The organism is Ningiella ruwaisensis, assembly GCF_004798935.1.
Taxonomy (GTDB): Bacteria; Pseudomonadota; Gammaproteobacteria; order Enterobacterales; family Alteromonadaceae; genus Glaciecola; species Glaciecola ruwaisensis.
The window spans coordinates 175,359-191,364 of the sequence record NZ_RAHT01000004.1; the positions used below are offsets into that span (position 1 = coordinate 175,359).

Annotated in this window: 18 protein-coding genes and 1 pseudogene; 17 read left to right on the forward strand and 2 right to left on the reverse strand. The window is 44.4% G+C overall.

What is annotated here, in order from left to right:
* Positions 1–153 precede the first annotated feature (153 nt).
* Positions 154–399 (forward strand): type II toxin-antitoxin system CcdA family antitoxin, encoded by a 246-nt coding sequence (locus D6V41_RS09860; protein WP_136251340.1) that lies wholly within the window; start codon positions 154–156, stop codon positions 397–399.
* Positions 399–716, forward strand: a pseudogene (locus D6V41_RS09865) (CcdB family protein). Before D6V41_RS09860 ends, D6V41_RS09865 begins: the two are co-directional and overlap by 1 nt.
* A 128-nt stretch (positions 717–844) precedes the next feature.
* On the opposite strand, the gene D6V41_RS09870 reads toward D6V41_RS09865, so the two are convergent.
* Together D6V41_RS09870 and D6V41_RS09875 are read right to left on the reverse strand one after the other, a co-directional pair.
* Positions 845–1,141 (reverse strand): hypothetical protein, encoded by a 297-nt coding sequence (locus tag D6V41_RS09870; protein ID WP_136251341.1) that lies wholly within the window; start codon positions 1,139–1,141, stop codon positions 845–847.
* 11 nt (positions 1,142–1,152) lie between these two features.
* Positions 1,153–2,337, reverse strand: coding sequence for an energy transducer TonB (locus D6V41_RS09875; RefSeq protein ID WP_136251342.1), 1,185 nt, complete (start codon positions 2,335–2,337; stop codon positions 1,153–1,155).
* A 500-nt stretch (positions 2,338–2,837) separates the two neighbouring features.
* Here D6V41_RS09875 and D6V41_RS09880 point away from each other — a divergent pair, with 500 nt between their 5' ends.
* The 15 genes from D6V41_RS09880 to D6V41_RS09950 all read left to right on the forward strand — a co-directional run bounded on the left by D6V41_RS09880 (position 2,838) and on the right by D6V41_RS09950 (position 16,005).
* Complete coding sequence (locus tag D6V41_RS09880; protein WP_136251343.1) at positions 2,838–3,806, forward strand: biogenesis protein MshI; 969 nt, start codon at positions 2,838–2,840, stop codon at positions 3,804–3,806.
* Positions 3,790–4,449: a PilN domain-containing protein gene (locus D6V41_RS09885; RefSeq protein WP_136251344.1), complete on the forward strand. Its 660-nt coding sequence runs from the start codon at positions 3,790–3,792 to the stop codon at positions 4,447–4,449. Before D6V41_RS09880 ends, D6V41_RS09885 begins: the two co-directional genes overlap by 17 nt.
* Positions 4,450–4,465: 16 nt before the next feature.
* A complete protein-coding gene (locus D6V41_RS09890) occupies positions 4,466–5,143 on the forward strand; it encodes a hypothetical protein (protein ID WP_136251345.1) in 678 nt (225 codons plus the stop codon).
* Positions 5,133–5,492: a hypothetical protein gene (locus D6V41_RS09895; protein ID WP_136251346.1), complete on the forward strand. Its 360-nt coding sequence runs from the start codon at positions 5,133–5,135 to the stop codon at positions 5,490–5,492. Before D6V41_RS09890 ends, D6V41_RS09895 begins: the two co-directional genes overlap by 11 nt.
* Entirely contained in the window at positions 5,489–7,186 is a 1,698-nt protein-coding gene (gene mshL / locus D6V41_RS09900; RefSeq protein ID WP_136251347.1) for a pilus (MSHA type) biogenesis protein MshL, read from the forward strand. The genes D6V41_RS09895 and mshL overlap by 4 nt, the downstream gene beginning before the upstream one ends.
* A 4-nt stretch (positions 7,187–7,190) precedes the next feature.
* Positions 7,191–8,069, forward strand: a complete 879-nt coding sequence (locus D6V41_RS09905) for an ExeA family protein (RefSeq protein ID WP_136251348.1) — start codon at positions 7,191–7,193, stop codon at positions 8,067–8,069.
* Positions 8,066–9,238, forward strand: a complete 1,173-nt coding sequence (locus D6V41_RS09910) for a tetratricopeptide repeat protein (RefSeq protein ID WP_136251349.1) — start codon at positions 8,066–8,068, stop codon at positions 9,236–9,238. Before D6V41_RS09905 ends, D6V41_RS09910 begins: the two co-directional genes overlap by 4 nt.
* A complete protein-coding gene (locus D6V41_RS09915) occupies positions 9,235–11,016 on the forward strand; it encodes a GspE/PulE family protein (RefSeq protein WP_136251350.1) in 1,782 nt (593 codons plus the stop codon). Before D6V41_RS09910 ends, D6V41_RS09915 begins: the two co-directional genes overlap by 4 nt.
* Positions 11,016–12,248, forward strand: a complete 1,233-nt coding sequence (locus D6V41_RS09920; RefSeq protein WP_277750971.1) for a type II secretion system F family protein — start codon at positions 11,016–11,018, stop codon at positions 12,246–12,248. Before D6V41_RS09915 ends, D6V41_RS09920 begins: the two co-directional genes overlap by 1 nt.
* Positions 12,248–12,712 (forward strand): hypothetical protein, encoded by a 465-nt coding sequence (locus D6V41_RS09925; protein WP_136251351.1) that lies wholly within the window; start codon positions 12,248–12,250, stop codon positions 12,710–12,712. Before D6V41_RS09920 ends, D6V41_RS09925 begins: the two co-directional genes overlap by 1 nt.
* 208 nt (positions 12,713–12,920) lie before the next feature.
* The gene (locus D6V41_RS18455) at positions 12,921–13,448 is read left to right on the forward strand and encodes a type II secretion system protein (RefSeq protein ID WP_136251352.1); all 528 of its coding nucleotides are present in this window, start codon (positions 12,921–12,923) and stop codon (positions 13,446–13,448) included.
* Positions 13,449–13,484: 36 nt separating this feature from the next.
* Positions 13,485–14,042 (forward strand): type II secretion system protein, encoded by a 558-nt coding sequence (locus D6V41_RS18460; RefSeq protein ID WP_136251353.1) that lies wholly within the window; start codon positions 13,485–13,487, stop codon positions 14,040–14,042.
* Positions 14,032–14,652: a type IV pilus modification PilV family protein gene (locus D6V41_RS09940; RefSeq protein WP_136251354.1), complete on the forward strand. Its 621-nt coding sequence runs from the start codon at positions 14,032–14,034 to the stop codon at positions 14,650–14,652. Before D6V41_RS18460 ends, D6V41_RS09940 begins: the two co-directional genes overlap by 11 nt.
* Before the next feature lie 17 nt (positions 14,653–14,669).
* Positions 14,670–15,533: a PulJ/GspJ family protein gene (locus D6V41_RS09945; protein WP_241664509.1), complete on the forward strand. Its 864-nt coding sequence runs from the start codon at positions 14,670–14,672 to the stop codon at positions 15,531–15,533.
* On the forward strand, positions 15,523–16,005 hold the full coding sequence (locus tag D6V41_RS09950) for a type II secretory pathway component (protein WP_168711009.1): 483 nt from the start codon (positions 15,523–15,525) through the stop codon (positions 16,003–16,005). Before D6V41_RS09945 ends, D6V41_RS09950 begins: the two co-directional genes overlap by 11 nt.
* Position 16,006 lies beyond the last annotated feature (1 nt).

Sequence of the window (16,006 nt, forward strand, 5' to 3'; positions counted from 1 at the left end):
ATATAGTGCCTCACTGTGCTTAATTACAGAGAAAAACAGAATGGGTTTTGAACGAAAATAGAACTTAGGTTTATTTCGGCAGGGTTCATGCTTCACACTTGACTATGCGCATCCAAGTGCGCATTATATGCTTTGCACAGTGAGGAGGTATCTATGAGCTATCATTATGATATTTATGCCCCAAAAAAAGCCACTAATTTATCCATCAATAGCGACTTGCTTAAACGCTCAAAAAGCTTAAATGTTAATCTTTCTGCGACGCTTGAACAGGCGCTAAATGAAAAATTAAAAGCGATTGAAAGTGAAAGATGGAAAGCTGAGAACAAAAATGCCATAACGGCATACAATCAGTATATCGAAGAAAATGGTTGTTTCAGTGACGAATATCGAAATTTTTAATGGCTCAATTCGACATCTATAAAAATCCATCTCATAAGACAAGAGAAGCTTTCCCTTATATTGTCGATATACAACATTCTATAATTGATGACTTGGAATCGAGGCTAGTAATACCCTTGGGCAACAAGTAAATTCTATTCAATCAAGCCATGACGCGTTTAACTCCATTTATCGAGTATAACGGCGAGCAATATTTACTCGTCACTCCACAACTAACATCCATGCCCAAACACTATTTAAAAAAGCCATTAGGAACAGTAGAGCTGCAAAGGCACCACATTATCAATGCAATAGACTTTGCAATTACTGGGATCTAAACAACCGCTTATTGTAAATACTTTATTCGATGATACGTCATGAGTCGCAGTTGCCAGCTTCTAAGCAAAATGGCAAAGCGCAAATAGCAAAGTGTGTTTTTTAGCACTCTATTTGTAAAAAACGATCGCTAATGATTTTGTGATCTATCATGTATTTCTTGATTAATAATGTCCTCCCGTTCATGGATAGGAAGGGTTTGCTGAGTAAATTCCTCGTGAGCGTCACGTCGATTAGCCGCTTCTATGGCCTTTGCAGTTGTGCACTTGCTTTCAACATCACCATCTTCGATGGTAGCACAAGGAACACTCAACCTGGCGTCTCCATCATCTGAATCAACAATCAGGGCACAGCCTGATAACAAACAAATTGCTATCAGACTCATTCCGCTTGTAAGAATAGGCTTGCTAACATTTTTCACTAACATTCGTTACTCGCTCAAACTTGCTTAGGTAGTTCGACAATTGAAAACGCTGTTAATTCACTACCTTTCATTAACAGCCTGCATTGCCCCCAACTTTCAGGGATTGTCCACACTGTATCTTCGGCAACCGTATACACCTCATAACGGGTATCGCAGCGCACTTCCACTACATCCAACTCACCGCGTATATCAGTAAAACCAAAGCGGTTTCTTGCCAGTGTGTGATATTTTCGACCATCTTCATCTAATTCACCTGGAATGACAATGCTCTCTTCTGACGCAATTACTGCTTCTACTTTTTCCTTATACGTCTCCAAAGGGGCTAGTAGCGCATCCGCGTTATTTCGTTCTGCAATTTTGTCGTAGGTAGCAAGCGCATTTGCAAGTTCTAAGGTTTTGACTTGCAGTTCAAACTGCCTTTGATAGAGGTAGTCAACATATTCAGTACTGAGATATTCGACATTTCCCGATAAGTCACCGCTACTGTGAATGGCTCTAGAAATACTAACTAGCTCGCGTTCCTCATCAGCTATTTGCTGGGCGAAACGTGCATCCGCACTCCATAAAAATGCATTTTCGTATCGGTTTAGGTTGTCGCGATTGTGCAAAGCCTCTAATCTTTCTCGCGCCGTTTCGATATCCTTTTCGCCAAGCGCTTTTTCAAACTCCTGATAAGCACTAACAAATTTTTTGGAAGCGCCTTGTGCTCCGCCTATGGCGAACTCTAACCTTATCTGTTGGTGGCACTGCTGTGTGGGTTTGCCATCTTTCATGGCTGGTGAATATTGCCATTTTTTCATTGCCTTGATAGCTTCTTTCTTAAACCCTCGATGACCACTAGAATCTTCAACTTCAATTTCAGATACACGCCCTTTTTCGTCGGTAACAAAACTTAGTAAAACCCAACCCTCTGCACCTTTCCTTGCTGCCGCTGGTGGATAATTAGGATGAATCCTTTTAACCGGTTTAGCAGGCGTAAAGGCGGTAATGCGCTTCGCAATTTCCGCGTTACTTCTTTCCTTGTTACTAAAGGTATCCTGAGATTCTAGTGCTTTTGCTTCAACTTCATCGCAGGGCAGTTCATTTTCTGGAATGGTTTGCGCGCTAGAAAATGCACTGAGACTTAAACAGGCAGATATTGCGACTAAGATTTTACGAACGCGACAGCGCTTTTTAGTAAACAGGTTTTGACATGTCATATGCGATCCTTTTTTATTGTACACCTGCACGTAACTGTTTTGGCTTTGTCATTTTGACGCGCAAAAGTGTGTTTTCCATAAGAGTTTGAAACGCTATAAAACTACGACACAGGAACACTATTGTAAAGTCTTGCAAAAAGGCTGGTGAATGCTTCCTGCTTCTCGGCGCGCAATTTCAGAAGCATTGCAGCGCTTCATAAAAAACGTTTCCGAAAAACACACATTCATTCCACGTTTTAACTTTCATTAAACATTGCCGATATAAAGATTAGGACAAAAGCAATATCCCTTGATTTCATCAGAAACACATTGGCAAAAGACTTGCTTAATTGCGAACCAGTACTCGAAGACATGCAGACTGCGCCAGAAAAAACACTGATAAAACAAAGCGTACGACATAATTTTTATATATCTAGACTGGATAACGACGCTTTTTTGACAAGAGCCTGATCAGCTCTGAAAAGTCAAAACGTCAAAAAACTCATAAAGAATTGGACACTATGCGCATTAGTTGGAAACAATATCTTAAACAAAAGTTTCGAAAGCCATCTGAATATTATTCAGTAGGTATCGCCTTTACGGCCGAACAAGTTTTGCTCTGTGCTCTGAAAAAAGGCACAAGTGGGCTTGAATGGGTCCTTGACGCAAGCTTTACCCACAAATCCTGGGCGCAAAGCCTCGCTGAATATGTTAGGACTCACAAGTTACAAGGTACCCCTTGTTTTTTCACACTGACTTCTCATTGGTACAAAGTCCATCAGGTAGATCGTCCGGATGTGTCTGATGAAGACATCCTCCCAGCGCTAAAGTGGCCCTTGCAAGAGGTACTGGGGACTAATACTGAAATGGTGTACGACTATGCTGATTTACCCGTGCAGGTTGCCGGGCAAAACAAAGTCATGGTAGTCGCGATTGCCCGAAAAGAAGTGGAAAAACTTAGCCGAGCTATTTACGAAGCAGAGTTGGTGCTTGAAAGTATTACAGTAGAAGAACTTGCCACCACTCATTTACTCGACGACAGTAGCGATGCCTGCATCAGCCTTGTACAAGAGCATGGTGAAGATGTTGTTCTAAACATTATCAAAAACAAGCAGTTATATTTTAGCCGCCGTTTAAAAGGCTTTGAAAATATTGCCAGTTTCACCAAAGCGGAACTGGATATGGGGATTTGTGATTCGCTGACCGTGCAGATCCAGCGCTCAATGGATTACTACGAAAGTCAGCTTCGCCAAGCGCCCGTCAAACGCATTCTTATAAAACTCGATACCCCCCACATGGCTCACATTTGCAATTACATTGCCGAAACAATGGGCCTGCCTTGCGACTTGATGCGACCGAATATGCAGTGCGCAAATGATTTGCATTTTAAAATGGCCAGCTTTAGCTGTTTAGGCGCTGCTTATTCAAAAGTAAATCAAAGTCAAATACAAAAAGACGTTGAAGAGGTGCGTGATGAAATCCAACATTAACCTCTACTCAGCAGAATTTAAGCCGAAGTTTGAATGGATCACTGGACGCCATCTACTGGGTATTTCAATAGTTGTCACGCTCATAATGAGCGGCGTCTACGGCGGGCTTTTCTATTGGCACAGTAAAGTAGAATCTCAGGCCCAGGAAGTTGCCACGCAAATTGCGCAAGAGCAGCAAAGCATTGATGACTTTACTCATGCGATCCAAACACGTACGGGCGACCCTTTGCTTGGCGCACGGCTCAATCAGTTGCAAAACGAGCTTTCAGCACAAGAAAGTCTGTTGCTGCGAGTGAAAGATTTGTCCGGCCTGAAGCAAAAGTCGTTTTCAAGTCTTTTTGATGCTTTAGCCTCTGCTAATTCCAATCATTTGTGGCTCACCTCATTTACTGTGGATGAGGAGAATTTAAGCATTTCAGGCAGTTTAGCCAAGCCTTCGGCAATGACACAGTGGATAGGTAAATTAAGCAACACAAGCTTTTTTAAAGGCCGAGAATTTAACGATGCCGTTTTGGCGCGAGAGGATGAAGCGCTGCATTTCACCTTGACCAGCAAAAAACGAAATGAAAGCGCAGACAGCGCTAATGAACAAAGTTCAGATGTTCTAGTGGCGCAAGAGGGAGGAAACAATGGCTCCGACTAAAGCAAAGAAAGCTTCCATGAGCGCACAATTCATTGAAAAATTTGAAGCCCTGGCGTTTAGTGAAAAGCGATTGATATTTATCGCCACGCCATCCCTGATTGTATTTGTATTATCGCTGCTATTCATTGAGCCAATGTATAAGAATGTAAAATCGGCGCAGGCTAACGTCGATACGAAACATGCCCAGCTTGACATGCTCAAACAAACCAGGCACATGCTTTCGGCAGAAATCAAACAAGATCCAGACGCCAACACTAAGCAGCAAATTGCTGATCTAAAGGCGCAACTGGCTTATATCGAATCCAGTTTTGATAATGAACTGGGGCAACTCGTGTCTCCACAGGCAATGCCAATACTGTTAGAGCAACTGTTTGAACAAGCGAAAGATCTGAAGCTTGTCAAAATGGAGTCTATTGCGCCCACGCCAGTTTTTGACTCATCAAATGCCCATCTTCAAACGCAACATCAGCAGTCTGGCGATAAGGCAAAGCCGCAACTTTATCGTCAAGGCATACGAATTACCTTTCAAGGGAGCTATTTTGCTACCCGGGATTTTTTTGCTGACGCAGAAACCCTGAAGTGGAAATTGTACTGGCGCTATCTGAATTATGATGTGGATTCCCATCCACTGGCAACCACAGAATTAGAAGTATTCACATTAAGCACAAGCGAGGCATTCATCGGTGTTAACTAAAGCAATGATATTTATTCAGGTTCTAGGTATTCATAGTTTTGCCTTAGCCCAACAACAAGACCCAACGCGACCGCCGAATGTGATGGCGCAACAATTAACGCCACTGAAACAGGACGGCAGCAAGTTTGTGTTAACGGCAGTTTTCAATCGCAATGCCCAGCGCTACGCCGTGCTCAATGGCGAAATTGTTAAGCAAGGTGACGAAATTGCGGGGATGCGAGTGGTCAGCATTTTGGATGAAAGCATAAAACTACAAGAGCTTGGAGCAAGCGACAACAATATTGAGCTTGGTGTGCATGACTTCAGTGCACTTAAAGGCGCGATGATGAAAAAGCAGGTGGTGAAATGAGGTATACAAACACGTGTCTACGAATTTCAGGTGTATTGACCAGCGCTTTTCTGTTTGCTTGCTCAAGTACCGAGCACTCGCATGTCGAACAACATCTTGCGCAAGAGCTTGCAAATTCAAAGGCTGAAATAGCAGCGTTTTCTGCACCTGACGCAAGGTTAGACAGCTTGCCAGATTCAGTTGCACAAACACTGATGAACCCCTTACAGGCAGCAACTGGTAAAGCGTTAATTGAAGAAGAAAAGTACGACATCAATGCGCGTGCTGTTGATGCCGCTAACTTTTTTGCCGGTTTGGTTCGCGATACGCCCTATTCGGTAGCAATCCATCCAGAAGTTGATGGGAAAATATCGCTGGATTTAAAGCAGGTGACTTTAGACAGTATTTTCGGTTTGGTGTCTGATTTATACGGCTACCATGTTGAGAAAAAGGGCACGATTTACCGGGTTATGCCGCAGGGTATGCGAACTGAAACGTTTTCGGTGAATTATCTTTTGATGCAGCGTGATGGAAACACGCAAACCAGCATCATTTCAGGTGGCGTTGCACAAGGCGGTAACAATAATAACAATGGCTTAAACGGAATCGGTGGCCAGGGTTTTAACAATGTAAACGGTGGCGGGCAGTTTGGTGGCAATTTAGGCGGTGGATTTGGCAACGGCGGTGTGAGCAACGGCACAAGCATTAGCACTCGTAGCGAAACCAATTTCTGGGAAAATCTTGAAGACTCCTTGCGCGCCATGTTGGACGACGATGGTCAATCCGGCAGAACGATTTTAGTTTCTCCTCAGGCCGGCCTGGTCACAGTGAAAGCTTATCCGGAAGAACTAAAAACTATTCGAAACTTTTTGACAGATACCGAACAAAACCTGACGCGCCAAGTTGTTATTGAGGCACGTATTTTAGAGGTGGAGCTTGCAGATGAGTATCAGCAAGGCATTAACTGGAATCAGATTATTTCAAATGTGGGTAGCACCGATATAACATTTTCAAATACGGCTGGCACAGTAGGTAACGCCATTTCTGCGGCACTAGGAGGAGTTACCTCCCTGGCTTTTTTGAATGAAGACTTTTCTGGTGTGGTGGATTTACTCTCCACACAAGGTAATGTGCAGGTATTGTCTAGCCCCAGAGTCACCGCAATCAATAATCAAAAAGCCGTTATTAAAGTGGGCGACGATGAGTATTTTGTTACCGACATATCCAGCCAAAATACGATAACCGCCAATGCAACGTCCGTTGTTCCTGATATTGAGTTAACACCATTCTTTTCCGGTATTGCGCTTGATGTGACCCCGCAAATCGATAAAACGGGAAGCATTTTGCTGCATATTCATCCATCCGTAATTGAAACACAAGAACAGGAGAAAATTGTAACGCTAAATGAAGAGCAGATCATTTTACCGCTTGCACAAAGCACTATCCGTGAATCAGACACGATTATCCGGGCGCATTCTGGTGAAGTGGTTGTGATTGGCGGATTGATGCAAACCGTGAAAAGTACAGTCGAAAGTAAAACGCCGCTTTTAGGAGACATTCCGGGTTTAGGAAATCTGTTTAAAAACAAGCGTGAGCGTGAAGTGAAAAAGGAGCTGATTATCTTACTCAAACCCACCGTGGTTGAGAAAAACACCTGGGCGCAAGAGCTTGAAAAAAGTCGAGCGACAATGGCAGATTGGCTGTACGTGGAGTAAGCAAATGTATTTGTATCACTTTGGACTACGCGAACTTCCTTTTACTTTAACGCCAAATACGCAGTTCTTCTTTGGCCTGCCAAGTCATAAAGAGGCAATAAATGTGCTTCGCACGGCGCTCGCTTCTGGCGAAGGCTTTATAAAAGTGACAGGAGAAGTAGGCACAGGTAAAACGCTTATTTGTCGTAAGTTGCTTAATGAACTTGATCAAAGCTATGTGTCGGCCTATATCCCAAACCCTTACTTGTCTCCGTCTGAATTGCGTAAAGCGGTGGCAGCAGAACTTAACGTGGAGTTAAGCGAGTCAGGCGATCAGCAAGAGTTTACTCAGCGCATTCAAAAGCGTTTGATTGAAATTCGTAAACAAAATAAATCGGCCGTTTTGATCATTGATGAATCGCAGGCGCTACCCGATGAAAGTATTGAAGCGCTAAGATTGATGACCAATCTTGAAACCGAATCGCAAAAGCTAATGCAAGTTGTGCTATTTGGTCAGCCTGAGCTCAATGACAAAATTGCTCAGCCTAAATTGCGCCAATTACGTCAACGGATCACCTTTTCATACAACTTGCAGCAAATGAATACCGACCAAATCCTGCAGTACACTCGTCATCGGCTGCGTGTTGCCGGTCACAAAGATGGCGAACTGTTTAATTTAGCGACCTGTCAATCTTTGCAAATTGCCAGTAAAGGCACCCCGCGCATTGTTAATATCCTGTGCCATAAGGCATTGATGCTTGCATACGGTGAGGGTGAAAGGCAAGTAAATCAAGCTCACATAGAATATGCAGCACGCGATACCGAAGCCGCTTTTGCTGTTCCCAAAGCCGGTGGTTTTCATCAGTGGCTGAGAAAATGGCTACCGCTAGAGGTGGGTGCATGAGTGTCGTAAATAAAATGCTGCAGGATCTGGAGTCGCGCCAGGCAAAAGCTACGATAAGCGCAGATTACATTCCGCCATCAATTGAGAAAAAATCCCAGGCATGGTTGGTAGTAGGTGCTGCATGTTTGGTTTCTGCCGGTATTTTATTTGCAAATCTGCTTCCTGGTGAAGAGAAGAAAACATCCAGTCCTTTTGTCAATACAAGTGCCAAGCTCGCTGTACCAGCGCCGCCTGATGAGGACTTAAACGACAAATCAATAAAAGAGAATAGGTATTCTTCAAACTCTGATACGGCTGTCCTCAAAGCTAAACTGGAGGAAAAAGCGCCAGATATCTTGCAAACGCAGGCTCAAGGGCAGGCTAAAGAGCAAACGGCGCTCATGACAAAAAAAGAGGCTACTGAGGGACCTGATTCAAATCCAAAAATACCTGAAAAAACGAGCATTGCACAAGCGGATACATCACAAATTTATCTGAAAGAGGGCGCTGAAAGCCTGTCGCTTGCAAGGTCTCAATCCAAAGATAATAAAGCGTCGGAGACTGATTCAATTGAGCCGGCCAGCTTTTCATTTTCACCTAGTAGTGGTGTGGGTCAAACAGTGGCATCTTTGCGCGAAAAAGCGCGACTGGCGCTTGCCAATGATAATACAGGTGCGGCAATTGCTTCACTGGAACAGCTCATTCGAGATTTTCCATCGCAAGCAAAAGAACGCAAACAACTGGCTTCTTTACTCTTTTCTGAGCAATTATTTGAGCGTGCCAAACAGGTACTGCAAAGCGGCATTGCCTTAAATGCGTCAGATTCATCATTCTACGTCATGTTAGCGCGATTAAGCTTTAAAGTGGGGGATTATCAAAGTGCCTATGATGCGCTTCGTACCTATCCTCATGAGAATCTGGCTGATGTAGAGCTATTAAGCTTTCGAGCAGCTTTGGCTGAGCGCTTGAGTGACTATGAAAAGGCCCTTCATGACTATCGTTTACTCGTTGCAAGAGAACCTGAAAACGCAAAATGGTGGCTTGGTCTTGGCGTGAGTCAGGACAAGCTTAGCTTTTCTGAAGGTGCACTTGACGCCTATCAACAAGTAAAAGCACTGAATCAACTTCCTATTCAGGTACTTGACTTTGTTGAACAACGAATAGATGTTTTAAGGAGTCACTCCTCATGACGCAAAGAGCTAAAGTCCGCTTAGGGGATCTTCTGGTTCAAAACAAGCTCATTGATGATAAGCAGTTACAAAGTGCACTGGCTGAGCAACGCCAGAGCGGACGAAAATTAGGTGCAACGCTTATTGCAATGGGCATGGTAACAGAAGAGCAATTGCTCCAGTTATTGTCTAAGCACCTAAATGTTCCCGCGATAGATATAAACGACTACCGCGTAAATCAAAATGCAGTGAGGCTACTTCCAGAGATCCAGGCGCGACGTTACCGGGCTTTGGTCATTGACGACAAGGGAGAGCGACTGCTCGTTGCAATGACCGACCCTGCTGATATCAACGCGGTCGATGAACTTACCGCAAAGCTGCCGAAACCTATTGAGTTGGCAGTAGTGAGCGAATCGCAGCTTTTTGCCGCGTATGAGAATTTTTATCGGAAAACCGAAGAGATTGCGACCTTTGCAACCGAGCTAGCTGATGAATATACCGATGACGTCGAATTTCAATTAGGCACTGGCCTTGACGATGATCAGGACAATCTGGTCGCCAAGCTATTACAGTCAATCTTTGAAGATGCCGTTATTGCAAAAGCTTCAGATATTCATATCGAACCTGAAGAAAATCAGTTGCGCATTCGTCAGCGGGTAGACGGTGTATTACAGGAAAACATTATTCCGCAAAGTAATATAGCCGCTGCACTTGTTCTGCGTTTAAAACTGATGTCAGGTTTGGACATTTCAGAAAAGCGCTTACCGCAAGATGGTCGTACGCAGGTTAAAGTCAAAAATCGCGATATCGATGTGCGAGTGTCGACCATGCCTATTCAATATGGCGAATCGGTTGTACTGCGACTTCTGGACCAGTCACAGGGGATTCTGTCGCTGGAACAAACCGGTATGCCAGATGCTATCGTCAAGCGATTCAGACAGTTACTTTCTCGACCGCACGGTATGATACTCGTTACCGGTCCAACAGGCTCGGGTAAAACAACGACGCTTTATGGCTCGCTAAATGAATTAAATAAGCCAGAAAGTAAGATTATTACTGTAGAAGACCCTGTTGAATATCGCTTGCCTCGAATAAATCAGGTGCAGGTAAACCCCAAAATCAATCTGAGTTTTGCAAGCGTTTTGAGAACCACACTTCGCCAGGACCCCGACATCTTAATGGTAGGGGAGATGCGTGATCAAGAAACCGTCGAAATCGGCTTGAGAGGCGCATTAACCGGGCACTTGGTTCTTTCAACTTTGCACACTAACGATGCCATCAGCAGTGCGATCCGTTTAATTGACATGGGCGCTCCCGGTTACTTGGTGGCAAGCTCACTAAAAGGAATTGTTGCGCAGCGACTGGTCAGAAAGCTCTGTGAACGTTGTACGACCGATGCGCCGCCAAGCAGTGAACATAAAGTATGGCTATCGCAGATTGACGAAGAATTCACTTACAGAGACTTCAAATATGCGGGCGGCTGCCAGTCATGCAACTATACAGGTTATAAAGGCAGGCTGGGCGTTTTCGAATTGCTTGAAATGAACGAAGCCATGATGACTGCATTAAAAGAGGGAGATACTGCTGAGTTTTCTCAGCAGGCTAAAGCGAATCCGACATACAAACCACTGGCTTTGGCGGCGCTGGATTATGCGCTTGCTGGTATTACATCTCTGGATGAAGTAATGAAGCTGGTGGAGCTGGTTTCGGATACTCAACAAAAGCCGGCATCAGTGCATACCCACTCACACGAGCAGGCAAATACGCAGGTTAAACTTAGCCTTGAGGATGCCAGGTAGTGCAACGTTTCGTATATACCGGCAAAGCTATTGGTGGTGACATAACGCAGGGTATGCTAGAGGCGCCCGATGAGCAAAGTGCTGCCAAAACGCTATTATCGCGAAGCATTACGCCAATTACGATCCATGCCTTAGACGATGCTACTCCCAAACACGAATCAAAAAAATCGGATAAAGACTCAATCCATTTTTTGACGCCAAAAGTCGCAACGGAAGACTTGATTATTTTTTGTCGGCAAATGTATTCCCTAAGTAAAGCGGGTATTCCCATTATTCGTGCGGTAACAGGACTTAGCAATACCCGTTCTTTGCGCCTTAAGTCCGCGCTCACCGATATTATAGAGCAGCTTGAAAAAGGCAGAAACTTATCCTCAGCCATGAGCCGACACCCTAAGATATTTTCAGAGCTTTTTGTCAGTATTGTGCATGTGGGCGAAAACACTGGGCAATTGGATGCCTCTTTTCTTCAGCTTTCGATTTACTTAGAGCGTGAACAAGAGACGAAAAAGCAAATAAAATCTGCCACACGCTATCCGCTATTCGTTGTTTTTGCGCTGGCTGTTGCGCTAGTCGTTATGAACATATTCGTCATTCCCGTATTCGCCGGCATGTTTGAGAAGTTTAATACTGAGTTGCCGCTTATGACTCGCTTTCTACTGGGTATGTCTGACTTTTTTGTCCATCAGTGGTACCTGTTGGTGGGTGGTGTTTTGTTATGTTTTTTCATCACAAAAAAATACGTGAATACGCAAGACGGACGTTTAACGTGGGACCATTGGAAATTTAAACTACCGATAGTTGGGGACATACTCGAACGTTCTTTGCTTGGCCGGTTTTCACGCAGTTTTGCGCTAATGCTTCACGCGGGCATTCCCTTAACTAACGCCTTATCGCTGGTTGCTGATGCAGTAGGTAATGCCCATATGAAGCTGGCGATCACCAATATGCGAAAGCGCATTGAAAAAGGCGAAAGTTTAAGTCGGGTGGCAAGTGGGAGTGGGCTATTTACACCTTTAGTACTCCAGATGATTCATGTGGGTGAAGAGACGGGACGAGTGGACGACTTATTAGCAGAAGTGGCAGATTTTTACGAACGAGAAACAGAGTACGACATCAAAAGCCTGACCTCGAAGATAGAGCCAATTTTAATCGCGATTGTTGCAGTGATGGTTTTGATACTGGCGCTGGGTATTTTTACACCCATGTGGGACATGATGGGAGCGATAAACTAATGTATTCGCTTAAAATGTGGCATGTGCTTGTCACCGTGCTCGTTGTTGTAGCGATTATTGGGCTCACCGTTAAACATATCTTCGTCAGTGAACCACAATGGCAACAAGTTAGCGCGAAAGGATTGAAGCATAAAGTCAGTATTGGTCTTGAGCAAATCTATTGGCAGTGGCAAAACGAAGGGCGTCCAGAAGCGATTCTTTATAAACCTGGCCATGCGAGCAAATCCGTCAAAATTCCTGTCAATGCAGACGGTCGCCCTGTTTTCAGCGTCAGTCAGGAAAACTGCCTTGAATTTTTAAACTGGTTTATTCAAGACGATTCTTTGACTGGATTGGTCTCGCTTGGCAAAACAGACAAACAGAGCCGCGATGCGCTCGGACAGCAGTCTGCTGTTTGCCGATTTATTATTGCCAATCAAGGATTCGCCTACAACATACAAACTGCCCAGGTTGAAAACGATTGAAGGACCTTGACAGAGAAAGGCAACGCGTGACAAGCGTTTTCGAGAGGAAATTGATGTTTGTCATCATTAAATGACGCAAACAGTAAAGATTCGACAGCAACAGCCGTTAACAAACGATATAGGCAACGGTTTTGAGCACGTCGCTTATGTTGAGCTACTACAGGTTTTCGTAACAACTAATGCAACAGAGTGCACAGAGGAAAATACCATGAACAAACAACGCGGTTTTACATTGATTGAGCTTGTCATTGTAATCGTTATTTTAGGCATACTTGCCGTAACGGCGGCACCACGCTTTATTGATATCCAATCGGATGCACGTGCAGGTGCTTTGCAAGGCGTTAAAGGCGCACTGCAAGGATCTTCGCAGTTGGTATTTGCCAAAGCTGCAATTAAGGGCGTGCAAAAAGTAGATAATTCAGACACCGCCAACTCTTTTGTCAGTGTTGCTGGTGTTGAGGTGCAAACCCACTTTGGCTATCCGGATGCAGCAGCCTATTCTGGTATTTCAAGCAGCACCTCAGGCAGCACTACCGTTCCCGGTATAGATAGTTTTGTAGACATTAACGACGATGAATTTACCCTCGAAGCAATCGCCGCATCGGGAACAAATCCTGCGGCGTTTAGACTACGATTTGAAAGGGACGCAGCCACTGTTGCCTGCTATGCCGAATATATAAATGCAGCGGGTGTTGGTCAAGTGCCAACTGTGAATGTTGTCACTACCGGTTGTTAAGTTAGTACCACAACAACCTTCGGTAATAAATGAAAGATGCATCCCACAGTAAGCCATGTAAAGCTTATCTATAAGGCTCAACGAGGATTTACCCTTGTTGAGCTTATTACTGTGGTTATCATTTTGGGTATTCTCGCGGTAACTGCTGCTCCACGCGTTTTTTCATCCGATGAATACGCAGAATATGCCTTTCAGCAGCGCTTGCAAACCGCACTTCGTACTATGCAAATTCAGGCGATGCATGATACTCGCCCCGGGTTTTGTTACCAAATCCTGTTTAATACAGGAAGCAATTCTGCATTTGGTCCTGCCAGTAATAATTATCAGCCTGGAAATCAAAGCGCGACTTGCGCAGCAAGCATTGATTTTTTAAGTCCAAAATATTTACGAAGTGACGCAGGTGAACTTGCCGATAAGGGCGTAGAGTTAATTGCTACCGATTCTGGTCTTGCGATCACTTATTTGCGCTTTAATGCATTAGGACAGCCGCGAACAAATCTTGGTAGCTGTGCCAGCTCCTGCCGAATCTCTTTTGTGGGCGATGAAAGCGCTTCCATTTGTGTGCTCAGCGAGGGATACGTGCATGAATGTTAAGTCTTCGCTTTGGGCTAGATTGACGCTAACAAAGCGTCACCAGTGCGGTTTTACATTAATCGAACTGATTATCGGTATTTTACTGTTTGCCATTGCCATGGTAGCGCTTGCCAATGTTTTTATTCCGCAATTAAAGCGAGGGATTGATCCAATTTGGCAAACACGCGCAGTCACGCTCGCTCAGTCTTTAAGCAATGAAATTCATGCAAAAGCGTTTGATGAAAATGCCTATTCACTGGCAGAATCGCAAGCGTGTGGACTGAGTGTTGCCTGCACAACAAGCGGAGCCTTAGGGCCTGATATTGGAGAGAACCGAAGCAGTTTTGATGATGTTGATGATTTTCATGGCTTTAGCACAAGTGGCTCTGATATTGCCAGTTCATTAGGTACTAGCGCCAGTTTTGCGGGTGTGGATGTATACGAGGGTTTTTCTGCGCATGTCAGCGTGTTTTACGACGATAATGCAGATGGCGTTAATGATGATGATGCAGACCAAGACGGCAACCTTGATTCAGCAACACTTATTGGTACGAAAAAACTGATTCAAATTCGCATTGATACACCTGCCGGGGAATCACTCTGGTTTTCTATGTTCAGGGAGAATTATTGATGCGCCAGGGCAATCAAATGAAATCAACTAAAGGTTTTACATTGGTTGAGCTGGTGCTGGTTATCATGATACTCGCCGTTGTCGGCATAGGTATTTCAGGTTTTGTCAGAAGCGCAATGTCGGCTTATCTTGATATGACCGAAAGAGAATCTTTGCTCAGAGACGGCAGCTTTTTTATTGAGCGCTTTAGCCGGGAGTTGGCAGATGCTGTTCCAAATTCTGTGCGAATAAAAGGCAATGCCAGTGTGCATTGCCTGGAATTTGTGCCCATCAATTGGAATACCTACTACCTGAATATTCCACTTGTTAATGAAAGTGCGACCACAGTTGATTTAATTGAGATGCATAATGATTTGCAAGGGGTGTCGTATACCCCCGACGCGAACGACGTGGCCATTGTATTTCCGCTTACCGCCGATCACGTATACGGGCATGTTCTACCAGCGAACCCTGATGATATAAGGCAGCGCGCGATTTTAAACTGTACCGACGATGATAATAATTGCGCTACAGGTGGCGACAGCGATGGTGTTGTGCAACTCAGTGTGAGCGATGGCTTTTATACCGATTCACCTTCAAGGCGATTGTATATTGCCGATTCTGCTATTAGTTACTGCGTAAGAGATAATGGGGTTTATCGACATACTTCGCCCATTAATCCTATTCAAACCTTATTTGAGAGCGGTGGAGTGTTGATGGCAGAGGGGGTTGCCAACCTTCTTTCAAGCAATCCATCGTTGACGCCTGGCGTTCAAGATCCTTTTCGACTGTTTGACAATAGCTTGCGTCGCAATGCCTACACTCAGGCTCGTTTTATTTTTTCACGCGGCGATGAACAAATCAGTTTTTTAAAAGAGGTGCATGCGCCAAATGTCCCATAAACCTCAGATACAAAAATCATGCGCTATGGTGCAAAAAAGTGCTGTAGCAAGAAATAAAAATCAGTCAGGCAGTATGATCGTGATGGCCTTATTTGTGTTAGTTGTTTTGACTTTGCTCGCCGGGACGATGATTACGCTTATTTCAGGATCTAATCGTGCAGTCATTTCTGAGGTGTACGGCCTTAGGGCGCAACAAGCAGCTCATGCAGGTATCGAATCACTTATTGCAAACAGCTTTCCAGCGGGCGCGAGTAGCCAGTCATGCAATACCAATATCACAATTACTGCTTCATTCTCGAATATAAATGGATTCAAGAACTGTAGCTTTAGCGCCAGCTGTCGTTCACAGGAAATCTCCTTTAATAGTGAAACTCATCGTTACTATCGCTATTCAAGCACCGGCTTGTGCGATACAGGTGCAGGCATAGTCAGTCGCACACTTTACGTTGATGCAATGCAAGAGGAGCTGTAAG